Source organism: Haemophilus sp. THUN1690, from assembly GCF_059704375.1.
The window spans coordinates 1,265,517-1,279,102 of record NZ_AP046582.1 but is presented as its reverse complement, the minus strand read 5'-3'; the positions used below and the strand labels follow the sequence as shown (position 1 = coordinate 1,279,102).

16 protein-coding genes are annotated in these 13,586 nt (G+C 38.8%); 10 read left to right on the top strand and 6 right to left on the bottom strand.

Going from position 1 to position 13,586, the window contains the following annotated elements; translation table 11 throughout:
* The first annotated feature begins 23 nt into the window (after positions 1–23).
* From ccmD to AC6H22_RS05980, 8 genes are all read left to right on the top strand, one after another.
* Positions 24–227: a heme exporter protein CcmD gene (gene ccmD / locus AC6H22_RS06015; protein WP_046952747.1), complete on the top strand. Its 204-nt coding sequence runs from the start codon at positions 24–26 to the stop codon at positions 225–227.
* Entirely contained in the window at positions 224–745 is a 522-nt protein-coding gene (gene ccmE / locus AC6H22_RS06010; RefSeq protein ID WP_118817173.1) for a cytochrome c maturation protein CcmE, read from the top strand. The genes ccmD and ccmE overlap by 4 nt, the downstream gene beginning before the upstream one ends.
* Positions 742–2,688, top strand: coding sequence for a heme lyase CcmF/NrfE family subunit (locus tag AC6H22_RS06005; RefSeq protein WP_118817172.1), 1,947 nt, complete (start codon positions 742–744; stop codon positions 2,686–2,688). Before ccmE ends, AC6H22_RS06005 begins: the two co-directional genes overlap by 4 nt.
* 112 nt (positions 2,689–2,800) lie before the next feature.
* The gene (locus tag AC6H22_RS06000; RefSeq protein ID WP_118817171.1) at positions 2,801–3,346 is read left to right on the top strand and encodes a DsbE family thiol:disulfide interchange protein; all 546 of its coding nucleotides are present in this window, start codon (positions 2,801–2,803) and stop codon (positions 3,344–3,346) included.
* Complete coding sequence (locus tag AC6H22_RS05995) at positions 3,346–3,807, top strand: cytochrome c-type biogenesis protein (RefSeq protein WP_118817170.1); 462 nt, start codon at positions 3,346–3,348, stop codon at positions 3,805–3,807. Before AC6H22_RS06000 ends, AC6H22_RS05995 begins: the two co-directional genes overlap by 1 nt.
* Positions 3,808–4,725 carry a c-type cytochrome biogenesis protein CcmI gene (gene ccmI / locus AC6H22_RS05990; protein ID WP_118817169.1) on the top strand — a complete coding sequence of 306 codons (918 nt, stop codon included), beginning with the start codon at positions 3,808–3,810 and terminating at the stop codon, positions 4,723–4,725.
* Positions 4,726–4,839: 114 nt separating this feature from the next.
* Positions 4,840–5,370 (top strand): DUF8095 domain-containing protein, encoded by a 531-nt coding sequence (locus AC6H22_RS05985; protein ID WP_118817168.1) that lies wholly within the window; start codon positions 4,840–4,842, stop codon positions 5,368–5,370.
* A gap of 10 nt (positions 5,371–5,380) precedes the next feature.
* Entirely contained in the window at positions 5,381–5,674 is a 294-nt protein-coding gene (locus AC6H22_RS05980; RefSeq protein ID WP_118817167.1) for a hypothetical protein, read from the top strand.
* A 71-nt stretch (positions 5,675–5,745) separates the two neighbouring features.
* Here the strand turns inward: AC6H22_RS05980 and AC6H22_RS05975 are convergent, their stop codons facing one another.
* From AC6H22_RS05975 to AC6H22_RS05955, 5 genes are all read right to left on the bottom strand, one after another.
* Positions 5,746–7,113: an L-serine ammonia-lyase gene (locus AC6H22_RS05975; RefSeq protein WP_118817166.1), complete on the bottom strand. Its 1,368-nt coding sequence runs from the start codon at positions 7,111–7,113 to the stop codon at positions 5,746–5,748.
* Between the two features lie 35 nt (positions 7,114–7,148).
* Positions 7,149–8,387, bottom strand: a complete 1,239-nt coding sequence (locus AC6H22_RS05970; RefSeq protein ID WP_118817165.1) for an HAAAP family serine/threonine permease — start codon at positions 8,385–8,387, stop codon at positions 7,149–7,151.
* Positions 8,388–8,608: 221 nt separating this feature from the next.
* Complete coding sequence (locus tag AC6H22_RS05965; protein WP_118817164.1) at positions 8,609–10,780, bottom strand: heavy metal translocating P-type ATPase; 2,172 nt, start codon at positions 10,778–10,780, stop codon at positions 8,609–8,611.
* Complete coding sequence (locus tag AC6H22_RS05960) at positions 10,755–10,961, bottom strand: heavy-metal-associated domain-containing protein (protein ID WP_118817163.1); 207 nt, start codon at positions 10,959–10,961, stop codon at positions 10,755–10,757. Before AC6H22_RS05960 ends, AC6H22_RS05965 begins: the two co-directional genes overlap by 26 nt.
* Before the next feature lie 85 nt (positions 10,962–11,046).
* On the bottom strand, positions 11,047–11,253 hold the full coding sequence (locus tag AC6H22_RS05955; RefSeq protein WP_005634291.1) for a heavy-metal-associated domain-containing protein: 207 nt from the start codon (positions 11,251–11,253) through the stop codon (positions 11,047–11,049).
* 76 nt (positions 11,254–11,329) lie between these two features.
* Here AC6H22_RS05955 and cueR point away from each other — a divergent pair, with 76 nt between their 5' ends.
* Positions 11,330–11,716, top strand: coding sequence for a Cu(I)-responsive transcriptional regulator (gene cueR, locus AC6H22_RS05950; protein ID WP_497515509.1), 387 nt, complete (start codon positions 11,330–11,332; stop codon positions 11,714–11,716).
* A 13-nt stretch (positions 11,717–11,729) separates the two neighbouring features.
* On the opposite strand, the gene metJ is transcribed toward cueR, so the two are convergent.
* The gene (metJ, locus tag AC6H22_RS05945; protein ID WP_005634287.1) at positions 11,730–12,047 is read right to left on the bottom strand and encodes a met regulon transcriptional regulator MetJ; all 318 of its coding nucleotides are present in this window, start codon (positions 12,045–12,047) and stop codon (positions 11,730–11,732) included.
* A gap of 247 nt (positions 12,048–12,294) precedes the next feature.
* Here metJ and rho point away from each other — a divergent pair, with 247 nt between their 5' ends.
* Positions 12,295–13,557: a transcription termination factor Rho gene (gene rho / locus AC6H22_RS05940; RefSeq protein ID WP_005629550.1), complete on the top strand. Its 1,263-nt coding sequence runs from the start codon at positions 12,295–12,297 to the stop codon at positions 13,555–13,557.
* Positions 13,558–13,586 lie beyond the last annotated feature (29 nt).

Below are 13,586 nucleotides of genomic sequence, written 5' to 3'. Positions count from 1 at the left end.
CGATTTTTTATAAGGAATATTTTATGTTTTTCCAGACTTGGAGTGATTTTTTTAATATGGGTGGCTACGGTTTTTACGTATGGTTATCCTATGCAGTAAGTTTAGTGGCAGTTATTGCCTTAATTGTTCAAAGTGTAAAACAACGCAAGACAGTGTTACAAAATGTATTGCGTGAACAACAACGCGAAGAACGTTTACAACAAGTAAATAAAGGGAACACACTATGAATCCAAGACGTAAATCCAGATTTAAATTAGTCATTTTTGTTGTGCTTGGCATTGCTATTGCAAGTGGATTGATGCTGTATGCGTTACGTCAAAATATCGACTTGTTTTATACGCCATCTGAAGTGATTCAAGGCAAGGATAATAACCCGAATCAAAAACCTGAAGTGGGGCAGCGTATTCGTGTTGGCGGTATGGTGGTTGAAGGCACGGTAGTGCGTGATCCAAAAAGCTTAAAAGTACGGTTCGATTTAAATGATATTGGCCCTGCGATCACTGTTGAATATGAAGGTATTTTGCCAGATCTTTTCCGTGAAGGACAAGGTATTGTGGCTCAAGGGGTATTAACTCAGCCAACTGTTTTAACCGCGACAGAAGTATTGGCTAAACACGATGAAAATTATGTGCCACCAGAATTAGGTGAAAAAATGCAAAAAGTGCATAAACCAATGGGGATTGGTGAGGCAGATTTAAAAGGCGAAAGCACGCGTGATCGTCAAGAAAAAGAAGGCGCAAAATGATTGCTGAATTAGGAAATTATGCGCTGGCTTTAAGTTTAGCCGTATCGCTTATGTTGGCGATTTTCCCTTTATGGGGGGCAGAAAAGGGCAATGCACAATTAATGGCATTAGCTCGCCCAATGACTTATGGTTTATTTGCAAGTTTAAGCATCGCTTTTGCTGCATTATTTTATTTATTTGCAGTAAATGATTTTAGTGTGCAGTATGTGGTGAATAACTCTAATACGGCTTTACCTATTTATTATCGTTTATCTGCAGTCTGGGGTTCTCACGAAGGTTCTTTATTGCTGTGGATTTGGTTACTCGCTGTTTGGTCATCTGCCGTTGCTTTATTGAGTAAACATTTACCTCAAGAAGCGGTTGCTCGCGTGCTTGGTATTATGGGGATTATTAGCGTAGGTTTTGTGTTGTTCGTCTTGTTTACCTCAAATCCTTTTACGCGTACTTTCCCTGATTTCCCAGTGGATGGAAAAGAACTTAATCCAATGTTGCAAGATGTAGGGTTGATTTTCCATCCGCCATTACTTTATATGGGCTATGTTGGTTTTTCGGTGGCATTTGCGTTTGCGATTGCATCCTTGATGACTGGAAAATTAGATTCAGCTTGGGCGCGTTGGTCGCGTCCTTGGACGCTTGCTGCTTGGGTGTTTTTAACTTTAGGTATCGTACTCGGTTCTTGGTGGGCTTATTATGAGCTTGGCTGGGGGGGCTGGTGGTTCTGGGATCCAGTAGAAAACTCATCGTTTATGCCGTGGCTTGCTGGTACTGCATTAATTCACTCTCTTTCTGTGACAGAAAAACGTGGTTCTTTCAAAGCTTGGACGGTATTACTTGCGATTTTAGCCTTTTCACTTTGTCTGCTCGGCACGTTCTTAGTTCGTTCTGGCATCTTAGTTTCAGTTCACGCATTTGCATCGGATCCAACTCGTGGTTTGTATATTTTGGCTTACCTCGTTGTGGTGATTGGTGGTTCGCTTGCGCTCTATGCGTATAAAGGCAGTCAAATTCGCTCTCGTGATAATGCAGAACGCTATTCACGCGAAAGTATGTTGTTATTAAATAATATCTTCTTAATGACCGCACTTTGCGTTGTATTCTTAGGAACGTTGTTACCACTCGTTCACAAACAACTTGGTTTAGGTTCTATTTCTATTGGTGCGCCATTCTTTGATCAAATGTTCTTAATTATTATGACACCATTTGCATTATTGCTTGGTATTGGACCTTTGGTGAAATGGCGTAGAGACCAATTTTCTGCAATTCGCACGCCTGTTGTTATCAGCGTATTTGTTATGGTGATTGCAGGTTTTGCGTTACCTTATTTCTTGCAAGATAAAATTACCGTGAGTTCGGTACTTGGTTCAATGATGACCGTGATTATCGCGTTACTTGCGCTTTATGAATTGCAACAACGTGCGACACATCGTGAATCATTCTTTGTGGGCGTACGAAAACTATCTCGTTCTCATTGGGGAATGATGTTAGCTCACTTAGGCGTAGCAATGACTGTTTGGGGTATCGCATTTAGCCAAAACTTCAGCGTAGAACGTGATGTTCGAATGAAAGTTGGCGAAAGCGCACAAATTGGTCGTTACGATTTTAAATTCGCCGGAGTGACGGATGCGAATGGTCCAAATTATGTTGGTGGAAAAGCGCAAATTGATATTTCGAAAGATGGGCAACCAGAGGTAAGTTTATTCGCGGAAAAACGTTTTTACACAGTAAGTCGTATGTCTATGACGGAAGCCGCTATTGCTGGTGGTTTAACTCGTGACCTTTATGTGGCTCTCGGTGAAAAACTTGAGGATAATTCTTGGGCGTTACGCTTATATTACAAGCCGTTTATTCGCTGGATTTGGATTGGTGGCTTGTTTATGGCGTTAGGTGGATTATTGTGTATGTTCGATCGACGCTATCGATTTAACGCTTTATTGAAAAAATAATATGACGGCGCACCTTGATTAAGGTGTGCCTTAACTTTTAATTAGCTTGTGTGAATAATACGGGCTTTCAGGAAAGCCAACGTTGGTTTTTATATTTAAAGTGCGGTAAAAAATGAAAAAAAAATTACTCGTTCCTCTTATTCTCTTTTTATCGATAACAATTGCATTTTTAGTGCAATTAAAACGTAATGCGCAAGGTGAAGATATTAAAGCATTAGAGTCTGCTTTGGTTGGAAAGCCTGTGCCGGCAAAAAATTTAACGGAGCTTTTTGAAAATAAAGCTTACACGACTGAATTGTTTCAACAAGGTAAGCCAGTTTTGCTTAATGTGTGGGCTACTTGGTGTCCGACTTGTTATGCCGAACATCAATATTTAAACAAACTTGCCAAAGATGGTGTGAGAATTATCGGTTTAGATTATAAAGATGAATCAGCTAAAGCAATGAAGTGGTTAAAAGATCTTGGCAATCCTTATAAAGTTGTTTTAAAAGATGAAAAAGGTTCTTTCGGTTTGGATTTAGGGGTATATGGTGCGCCAGAAACTTTCATTGTAGATGGAAAAGGCGTGATTCATTATCGCTATGCCGGTGATGTAAACGAGAAAGTTTGGATTCAGACTTTAAAACCAATTTATGACAAACTTTCGGAGCAACAATAATGAAAAAAACATGGCTATTTTTGACCGCACTTTTGTTTAGCTCAGAGGCCTTTTCAGCCATTGATGCGCTCAATTTTACTTCTCCACAGCAAGAGAGTGATTACCACCAATTAACACAATCTTTGCGTTGCCCTCAATGTCAAAATAACAATATTGCGGATTCCAATGCGACTATCGCCGTGGATATGCGTGGCAAAGTATTTGAGCTTTTACAAGAAGGCAAATCGAAAAATGACGTAGTGGATTATATGGTGGCACGCTACGGCAATTTTGTAACCTATGATCCCCCCATGACAGCGAGTACATTAGTGCTATGGATCGCGCCATTATTGCTTGTGTTGTTAGGCGTGGTATTTTTATTAAGACGTAAACCAAAAGCTCAAAGTGCGGTGAAATCCCAAGATGTTTTAACTGATGAAGATAATGCGCGTTTGGCAGAATTATTAAACAAGGATAAATAGATGAATTTTGCATTAATTTTTATATTAACCACTTTAGTTGTGGCGTTAATTTGTTTTTATCCTTTATTGCGTCAATTCAAAGCGAAACATGAGCAAAAACGTGATGATTTAAATAAGGCGTTATATTTCTCGCGCTTGGAAGAAATTGAGCAAGATAATTCCCAAGGTTTAGTTGAAAATGTTGAGCAACTCAAACAAGAGTTACAGAAAACCTTGCTTGATGATGTGCCGAGCAAGGTTCAAGAGAATGTGGATTCTTCAGGCAAATCTTATGGAAAAGTGTGGTTTGTGTCTGGTGTGTTGGCGCTAGGAATTATCGCGGGCTCTTCTTATTTTATGGTGGGCTCTTGGCAAGCTGAATCGATGTTAGCGCAAACTTATGCGAAATTGCCCTATTTCTTTGATCGAATGAAAGATGAAGATAAAAATCCATTTTCTGATGCAGAAATGCAGCAATTTTCTACCGCACTTCGAATTGATTTACAGAAAAATCCAACAGATGCAAAAAAATGGTGGATGCTCGGTCAAATTGGGATGAATTTAGGTGATGCACGTTTGGCATTTGATAGCTATCAAAAGGCTAACAAACTTGAACCAGATAATGTGCAATATAAATTAGGCTATGCTCGTGTATTGATGTTCTCTGAAGACGCGACTGATAAACTTAAAGGTGGTGATTTATTGCGTGAAGTGATTCGTCAAGATCACACTAATGTTGAGGCGTTAAGTCTGCTCGCATTCCGTTATTTTGAAACGGAAGATTATAAAATGGCGGCAGTGACTTGGGCGATGATGCTACGCTTAATGCCGAAAGATGATGAGCGTGTTCCACTAATTGAAAAAAGTATTCGCGCTGCGCGTGATGCTTTAGAAGCTCAAAACGAAGAAAAATCAAAAAGTATTACGCCTGAAAAATAGCCTAGTAGTTTATCCCCCTTTTAGGTATAGTAAGGCAATGTTATTAACTGACAAGTTGTAGTTAGTATTTTATGTGGGAAATATCACTTTAAAAAATGTTAAGGCAAATTTGGAATGAATTATAAAAATTATATTTCTTTTTCTTTATTCTGTTGCATGCTGGTTAGCTTGTTTATACCACGCTTGTCAATTGCTGAAGGTAAATCTAATTCAGTGACTTATGTTGATGAAACAGATAAAAAATCCTTTAGTTCAGATGTCTCTGATAATGATGTTCGACATCTTGCTCAAAGTATTGAATTGAAGGTTTATAAAATTAATGAAATGAGCTCATCAGAGAGTATTTATGAATCTCCAGCAGGAATTTGCCGAGGCTTTAAAATTAAAAGAGGTGTGGATTACACAAATTCAACTCACAATTATCTTTCCCCAAGTAATAGAAGTGAATATTACGGTGGAGTAACTGGAGCGACAATTTATAGTAGAAAGGATCCTTTGAATGTAAGTTATGTTCCTGTTTACTCAATTACAGACAAAAACTTGTCTAAACGCATTCAGTTACAAGAAAATAAGACATTAAAAGAAAAAGCAGTTAATCATGTTTCCGAAGGAAGAGCAGTATTAACTGACGTAATTTGTAAATAGGATGGACTAAATGAGAAAAATAGTTTTTGTTAGTTGTGCAATTTTAGGTTTAGCGGCATGTTCATCTCAGCCAGAACAAACTGGTGGTGTTTATGATATGAAGGCTGTGCAAGAGTATAATGCTCGTGTAACAAGTGGTAATACGGTTACTCAGGCACAGAAAGATAGAGTTGCAAGTCAAGTTGATACTAACTTAAAATTGAATGCGAGTGATAATAAGGTTAGAGCTCGAGTGAGAAGTTCGCTACCTGTTATTCCTGTAGTGCCAAGTGTCGGGTATCATTATAATTACCATCGTTTTTGATAGAAAAACTAAAGCCTTGATTATCAAGGCTTTAGCTTTATATACGATAAATTGAATTGAGATTTTTGTATTTAAGTACAAACAATCTTAACTGCTAGTCCACCTTGAGATGTTTCGCGATATTTGGCATTCATATCTTTACCTGTTTCATACATTGTTTCAATCACTTTATCCAAGGTTACTCTTGGATTAGTGGTGCGGCGTAAAGCCATACGTGATGCATTGATTGCTTTAACTGAAGCAATCGCATTGCGTTCGATACAAGGTACTTGAACTTGACCGCCGACAGGGTCGCAAGTTAATCCTAAGTTATGCTCCATTGCAATCTCAGCTGCGATACATACTTGCAGTGGATTACCACCCAAAATTTCAGCTAGTCCCGCAGCAGCCATTGAACAGGCTACACCCACTTCACCTTGGCAACCCACTTCTGCGCCAGAAATCGAAGCATTCATTTTATAAAGTGAACCAATCATCCCTGCTGCTAATAAATAGCGTTCAATGATTTCAGGTGTTAATGGTGAGATGAACTTCTCATAGTAAGCTAATACAGCTGGAATAATCCCACATGCACCATTAGTTGGAGCTGTGACTACGCGTCCACCTGCTGCATTTTCTTCATTGACTGCAAGCGCAAACATATTGACCCAGTCGATCACACGCATTGGATCGTTGGATAAATTAGTATTTGCTTGCAACATACGATAAAGAGAAGCTGCACGACGTGGCACTCGTAATGGCCCAGGTAAAATCCCTTCAGTATGAATACCATGTTCGATACAAGCTTGCATCGTCTTCCAGACGTTCTCTAGATGAGCGCTGACTGCTTCTTTACCATGCAAGGCGATTTCATTTTCCAACATCACAGTGGAAAGCATTAAGCCGTTATCACTGCAATGTTTTAAAATATCTTCTGCATTTTTGTAAGGATAAGGCACTTGGACTGTGTTTTTTTCTTCTTGACCAAAATGGGCTTCATCGACAATAAAACCACCACCGATCGAATAATAGGTTTGGCGATAAAGCTCTGTGCGATTTTCATCAAGAGCGGTAATTGTCATGCCATTTTCGTGCAATTTTAAAAAAGTGCGGTGGAAAATGAGATTATTTTCAAAATCAAATTTTACTGTCTTTTGACCAACATTAATTGGTAAAAGCGCAGTTTGTTTCACTTTCTCGATGAAACCTGAAATCATATCGATATCCACATTATGTGGTAAATAACCCGCTAACCCCATAATGATAGCGATATCCGTACTGTGGCCTCTCCCTGTCATCGAAAGGGAACCATACACATCCACATGAATTTCAGCTGTTTGTTCAAACTGATTTCGTGCAATTAAGTCATCTATAAATTGTTTGCCAGCCTTCATCGGACCGACAGTATGGGAACTGGATGGCCCAATTCCCACTTTAAACATATCAAATACGCTAATCATAAATTTCTCAAAATTCGCTAAACTTTAAAGGGCGCTTATAATAATCCATAAACAACCGCAGAGATAGCGATTAATCCCATAATCGTTACAAAAACATTGCTGAAACGTCCGCTGTAGCGTTTCATCGCTGGGATTTTGCGAATCGCGTACATTGGCATGATAAACAAAATCATCGCAATGATTGGGCCGCCAAGAGATTCGATTAAGCCTAAGATACTTGGATTAATAATCGCAACGCCCCATAACGTTAATAGGAAGAAAAGTGCAGTCGCGTAATTGAGTTTTTTACGATTTACAGATTCGCCTTTCATTTTCAAATATAAGCCTTCTAAGCCTTCACGTGCGCCCATATAGTGACCAAAGAATGAGCTAGTAATCGCTAAGAATGCAACAAGCGGGCCAAAATAAGAGATATATGGATTATCAAATTTATTCGCTAAGAAAGACAAAATACTGATATTTTGTGCTTTTGCTGCCACTAATTCTTCAGGTGTTAGTGTTAATACACAGCTAAATACGAAGAACATTACGAAGAATAACAAAATCGTTGAGGTGCCTTTTTCTGTATGGCCGATATGGCGTTCTGCACCATCGAAAGTTTTGTATTCACGGAATTGTGAGCAAGTGAAAGATGAAATTGCTGGTGAATGGTTAAATGAGAATACCAATACAGGAATAGTAAGCCACAATGTTGTGACGAAACCGCCTGCTGTTGGGAATTCATGTAACATCGCACCATTCCATTCCGGAATTAAGTAAATAGAAAGTGCGAATAAAATTAATACTAATGGGTAAACAAGCCATTCTGTGATTTTTAACATCACTTTTTCATTAAATAGCATGACGGAAATCAATACTGTAATTAATACAAAAGAGAGAATTGCTCGGTTTGGTGACGCCATGCCAAGTTGATTCACAATGAAAGAATCGACAGTGTTAGTAATACCATTCCCGTAAATTAAAAGAATAGGGAAAATAGCAAAGAAATAAAGTAGGGTGATAAGTTTACCGGCTGTTTTACCAAAGTGTTCTTCAACTACTTCAGTAATATCTCTGCCAGGATTTTTTGATGAAAGTACAAAATAGGCTAAACCACGGTGAGCAAAATAGGTCATTGGTCCGACGATAATTGCCATTAAAACTAACGGCCAAAATCCGCCCATCCCTGCGTTAATCGGTAGGAATAAGACGCCAGCGCCAACCGCCGTACCGAAAAGGTTTAACATCCATGTTGCATCAAATTTGTTCCATTTGAGTTTTTCTGTTGGTTTCATAGTTTGCTCCAAAGCATAAATTACTTAAATTTGTCAATTTGCAGAGCAAAATATGCCCTAACAAAATTTGAGTATTATGTTATGCCGATAAATAGAGAATCTCAAAGAGCAAATTCTAAAATTGTGATCAAGTTAAAATTTTTTTATAAAAAGTGCGGTAATTTTCAGCGACAAAAAATCGGTGCGAGCACGACACCGATTGCCTATAAAAATAAATGAAATTAGATCCGCACTTTTTTCAATCTTAAGGCGTTCATCAATACGGAAATTGAACTCATCGCCATCGCGGCGCCTGCAATCACTGGATTTAGAAAACCTAAAGCGGAAAGGGGTATGCCGAGAATATTGTAAATCAAAGCAAAGAATAGATTTTGTTTGATATTTTTCAAGGTTGCCCTTGCAATAAAAAGCGCATCTACAAGTTGATTCACCGAATGTTGCATAAGTGTTGCAGAAGCCGTTTGTTCAGCAATATCTGAACCTGATTTCATCGCAAAACTGACGTTTGCAGCGGCTAAAGCAGGCGCATCATTTATTCCATCACCTACCATTGCTACAACATGACCTAGAGCTTTCAGCTTTTGAATTTGTTCTGCCTTATCTCTAGGGCTGAGTCCACCAAAGGCTTTGTTAATGCCGAGTTGTTTTGCTATGTAATCCACGACAGATTGTTGATCGCCACTCATAATTACTACATCAATATTTTGCTGTTGTAAGCGTTGAATAGCGTGCAAACTATCGTTTTTTAAGGTATCCGTTAGTGCAAATGCGCCAATAGGTTCATCATTTATAGATACCGCGACAATGCTCGCAATTTGCCAGATATCCTCTAAATTTTTAGGCAAGATTAAACCGCAATAATCTGGTTTACCGACTTTTATTGTTCCCACTTGTTCTAATTCGGCTTGAATGCCTTGACCGACTTCCATCTTTGAAAAAAGTGCGGTTGGAATGTCTAACATTTTTTGTTCTGCTGCTTGCGCAATAGCTTTTGCAATTGGGTGGTTAGCTTGTCGTTCAACTGCAGCTGCAAAACGATACAAATCGTCTTCAGAATACACCGCACTTTGTGGTTGCCATAGTGCCGAAATCTCAAGCTCGCCTTTTGTTAGTGTGCCAGTTTTATCAAGTACAACGGTATCCACGTGGGCGGTTTCCTCCATTGCTGCTGCATCTTTAAACCATACGCCAGCATTGACCGCTTTACCCAAACCAACCATGATGGCTGCTGGTGTAGCTAATCCCAAGGCACAAGGGCAAGCAATCACAAGTACGGCTACTGCGTGAATAAGTGAAGACACACTATCATTAGTTAGAATATAAGTGAACGCAAAAGTAACAAGTGAAATCACTAATACAGCAGGCACAAATACTGATGCAACTTTGTCAGCAAATCGTGCAATGGGTGCTTTTGAGCCCTGCGCATCTGATAATGCATTCATCATATCGCCAAGTAAGGTTTGGCTACCAAGTTGATTTGCCCGATAGATAATAGAACCTTCTGTTACCATTGCCCCCGCTAATACTTTTCCACCTGACTGTTTTTCTTCTGGGCGAGACTCACCCGTTAAATGACTTTCATCACACCATCCATTTCCACTTTCAATTATGCCGTCTGCCGCAATACGCTCGCCTTGATTTGCACGAATGATTTCGCCGATATTTACTTGGTCAAGAGTAATTTCAGTCCATTTGTCATTACGTAGAGCAGTGACTTTTTTCGGTGTCAGTTGCAAAAGCATGCTTAAGCTATTTAGGCTATGCTTTTTAGTGCGATCTTCAAGAAATTTTCCAAGACTGACAAAACCAATCACCATAACAGAAGCTTCAAAGTACACATGTCCCATTGCATGATTGGCGTGGTAAAACAACATGAAAGCAGAATAAAGATAAATGGTGAGCGTTCCTGTACTGACAAGGACATCCATATTGGCAAGTCCACCACGAATACTACCGATTGCTCCGCGATAAAATGGAATGGCTAACCAAAGTTGCACAATGCTCGCTAATGCAAATTGCCAAATCGGGGGCAACATCAAGTGATGAGATCCACTCATCATACCAAGCATACCAATCAGAAATGGAATATTGATTATCCAAAGAACGATTAATCGCCAAGGGATTAATGTATTTTTTTCTTCTATTGGCAATTCATTGGCTTGTTTGATATGAGCAGAGAAACCTGTTTTATGGATAATCTCTATAATTTGAGTTTCGTTTACTTGCGTAGAGTCAAATACAACTTGAGCTTCTTCAGCGGCAAAATTCACCCCAGCTTGTTGCACAAATGGTTTTTTATTTAAAACTTTTTCAATACGATTAGCACAAGATTGGCAGGTCATCCCACCAATCTGAATCGAAATTTTTTTACTCTGTGGCGTCAAATCCGGCATCTTCAATTACCTCAATCAACTTGGCAACATTGACTCGATTTTCATCAAAAGTAATATTTGCTTTCCCTTCTAGTTGGACATCAGCAGATTGTACGCCATCTAATTCAGTTAAAACTTGAGTAACGCTTTTTACGCAACAGCCGCAATGTATGCCTTCTATGTTTAATGTGATAGTTTTCATTTTTACTCCTTGTTAGTGGTTCTATTGATGAATACGATTGGTACAAGATTGGCAGGTCATCCCACCAATCTGAATCGAAATTTTTTTACTCTGTGGCGTCAAATCCGGCATCTTCAATTACCTCAATCAACTGTGCAACATTGACTCTATTTTCATCAAAAGTAATATTTGCTTTACCTTCTAATTGCACATCAGCAGACTGTACGCCATCTAATTCAGTTAAAACTCGAGTAACGCTTTTTACGCAACCGCCGCAATGCATGCCTTCTATGTTTAATGTGATGGTTTTCATTTTTACTCCTTGTGAGTTGTTTTATTGATGGCTACACTATAAACCTTTACGTAAGGTTAAGGTCAAGGAATTTTTTATGAATATTAGTGAAGCCGCAAAATTAGTAGGTTTATCTACGAAACAAATCCGTGATTATGAAAAAATGGGTTTAATTAAACCCGCTGTGCGCAGTTTGTCAGGCTATAGAAATTATGGAGAAAGTGATTTAGAAAGGTTGAATTTTATTCGACACTCCCGCGATGTGGGATTTTCGCTACATCAAATCGCACAATTATTAGAACTACAAGATAATCCTAAGCGTAGCAGCCGCGAAGTGAAAGCGCTAACAGCTCAACATATTGCGACATTAAATCAACAAATAGAACAGTTACAAAAAATGGTACAAGAATTGCAGCGTTGGCATGATAATTGTCAGGGCAATGATTGCCCTGAATGTTCAATTTTGAATGGATTAAAAGGATAAATGAAAAGTGCGGTTAATATTCCCAACTTTCTGGATCGACACCTAATTCACGCATAAGTACTTTGGCATCTTCGGGAATTTCATCATTACGCTCTTTCATTAAATCTGCATCGGTGGGCAAAGGTTGACCGGTGAAAGCATGCAAAAATGCTTCGCAAAGTAATTCACTGTTAGTTGCATGACGTAAACTTTTTAATTGGCGGCGAGTGCGTTCATTCGTCAAAATTTCCAATACTTTGATTGGAATAGACACAGTGATTTTTTTTACTTGCTCGCTTTTTTTGCCATGTTCTGCATAAGGGCTGATATATTTTCCGTCCCAATCCGCCATAATTTACCTTAGTGCTTATTGATAACCTTACAAATTGTCCGTATTCTAATGAAAAATCAAATAAATAACAATCTAGACGGCTAAACTTCTATGTTAAAAAGAGAAAGAAAAGTGCGGTAATTTTTTAGATTAAATATAAAGAAACGCTAGACAGTACAGGGTTTTAGTGGTAATTTACGCGCCATTCAAAGAGCATTAGCTCACCATTCGAATCACCAATTCTTATTAATTCCAATATTTATTCATTATGCATTTAACTGAACTTAAAAATACCCCTGTTTCTGATCTTGTGAAACTTGGCGAAGAACAAATGGGCTTGGAGAATTTAGCTCGTTTACGTAAACAAGATATTGTCTTCGCAATTTTAAAACAGCACGCCAAAAGCGGTGAAGATATTTTCGGCGGCGGCGTGTTAGAAATCTTACCGGATGGTTTTGGTTTCCTTCGTTCTGCTGACAGTTCCTACCTTGCAGGTCCTGATGATATCTATGTTTCCCCAAGTCAAATTCGTCGTTTTAATCTTCAAACTGGTGATAAAATCGAAGGTAAAATCCGACCACCAAAAGAAGGCGAACGCTATTTTGCACTTTTAAAAGTTGATCAAGTTAATGATGACAAACCTGAAGTTTCTCGTAGCAAAATCTTATTTGAAAACTTAACGCCATTACATGCTAACTCTCGTTTAAGAATGGAGCGAGGCAATGGCTCAACAGAAGATTTAACCGCACGTATTTTGGATTTAGCATCACCAATTGGTAAAGGTCAACGTGGTTTGATTGTTGCTCCGCCAAAAGCAGGTAAAACCATGTTGCTGCAAAATATTGCGCAAAGTATCACACATAATTATCCTGATGTAGAGCTTATCGTATTATTGATTGATGAACGTCCAGAAGAAGTGACAGAAATGCAACGTTCCGTAAAAGGCGAAGTGATTGCGTCTACTTTTGATGAGCCTGCAACTCGTCACGTTCAAGTGGCAGAAATGGTAATCGAAAAAGCGAAACGTTCAGTAGAGCATAAAAAAGATGTGGTGATTTTGCTTGACTCTATTACTCGTTTAGCACGTGCTTACAATACGGTAACCCCAGCTTCAGGTAAAATTTTATCTGGTGGTGTGGATGCTAATGCGTTGCATCGTCCAAAACGTTTCTTTGGTGCTGCGCGTAACGTGGAAGAAGGTGGTAGTTTAACTATTATTGCGACTGCGCTAGTTGATACCGGTTCGAAAATGGATGAAGTTATTTTCGAAGAATTTAAAGGTACAGGTAATATGGAATTACATCTTTCTCGTAAAATTGCAGAAAGACGCGTATTCCCAGCCATTGACTTTAAACGCTCTGGTACTCGTAAAGAAGACTTACTCACAACATCTGATGAATTACAAAAAATGTGGATTCTTCGTAAGATTCTTAATCCAATGGATGAAGTGGATGCAATGGAATTCTTGATTGATAAGCTCATGATGGCGAAAACTAACGAAGAGTTTTTTGAAGTGATGAAACGTTCGTAAAAGCAACCGCACTTCTATGAAGAATAAGG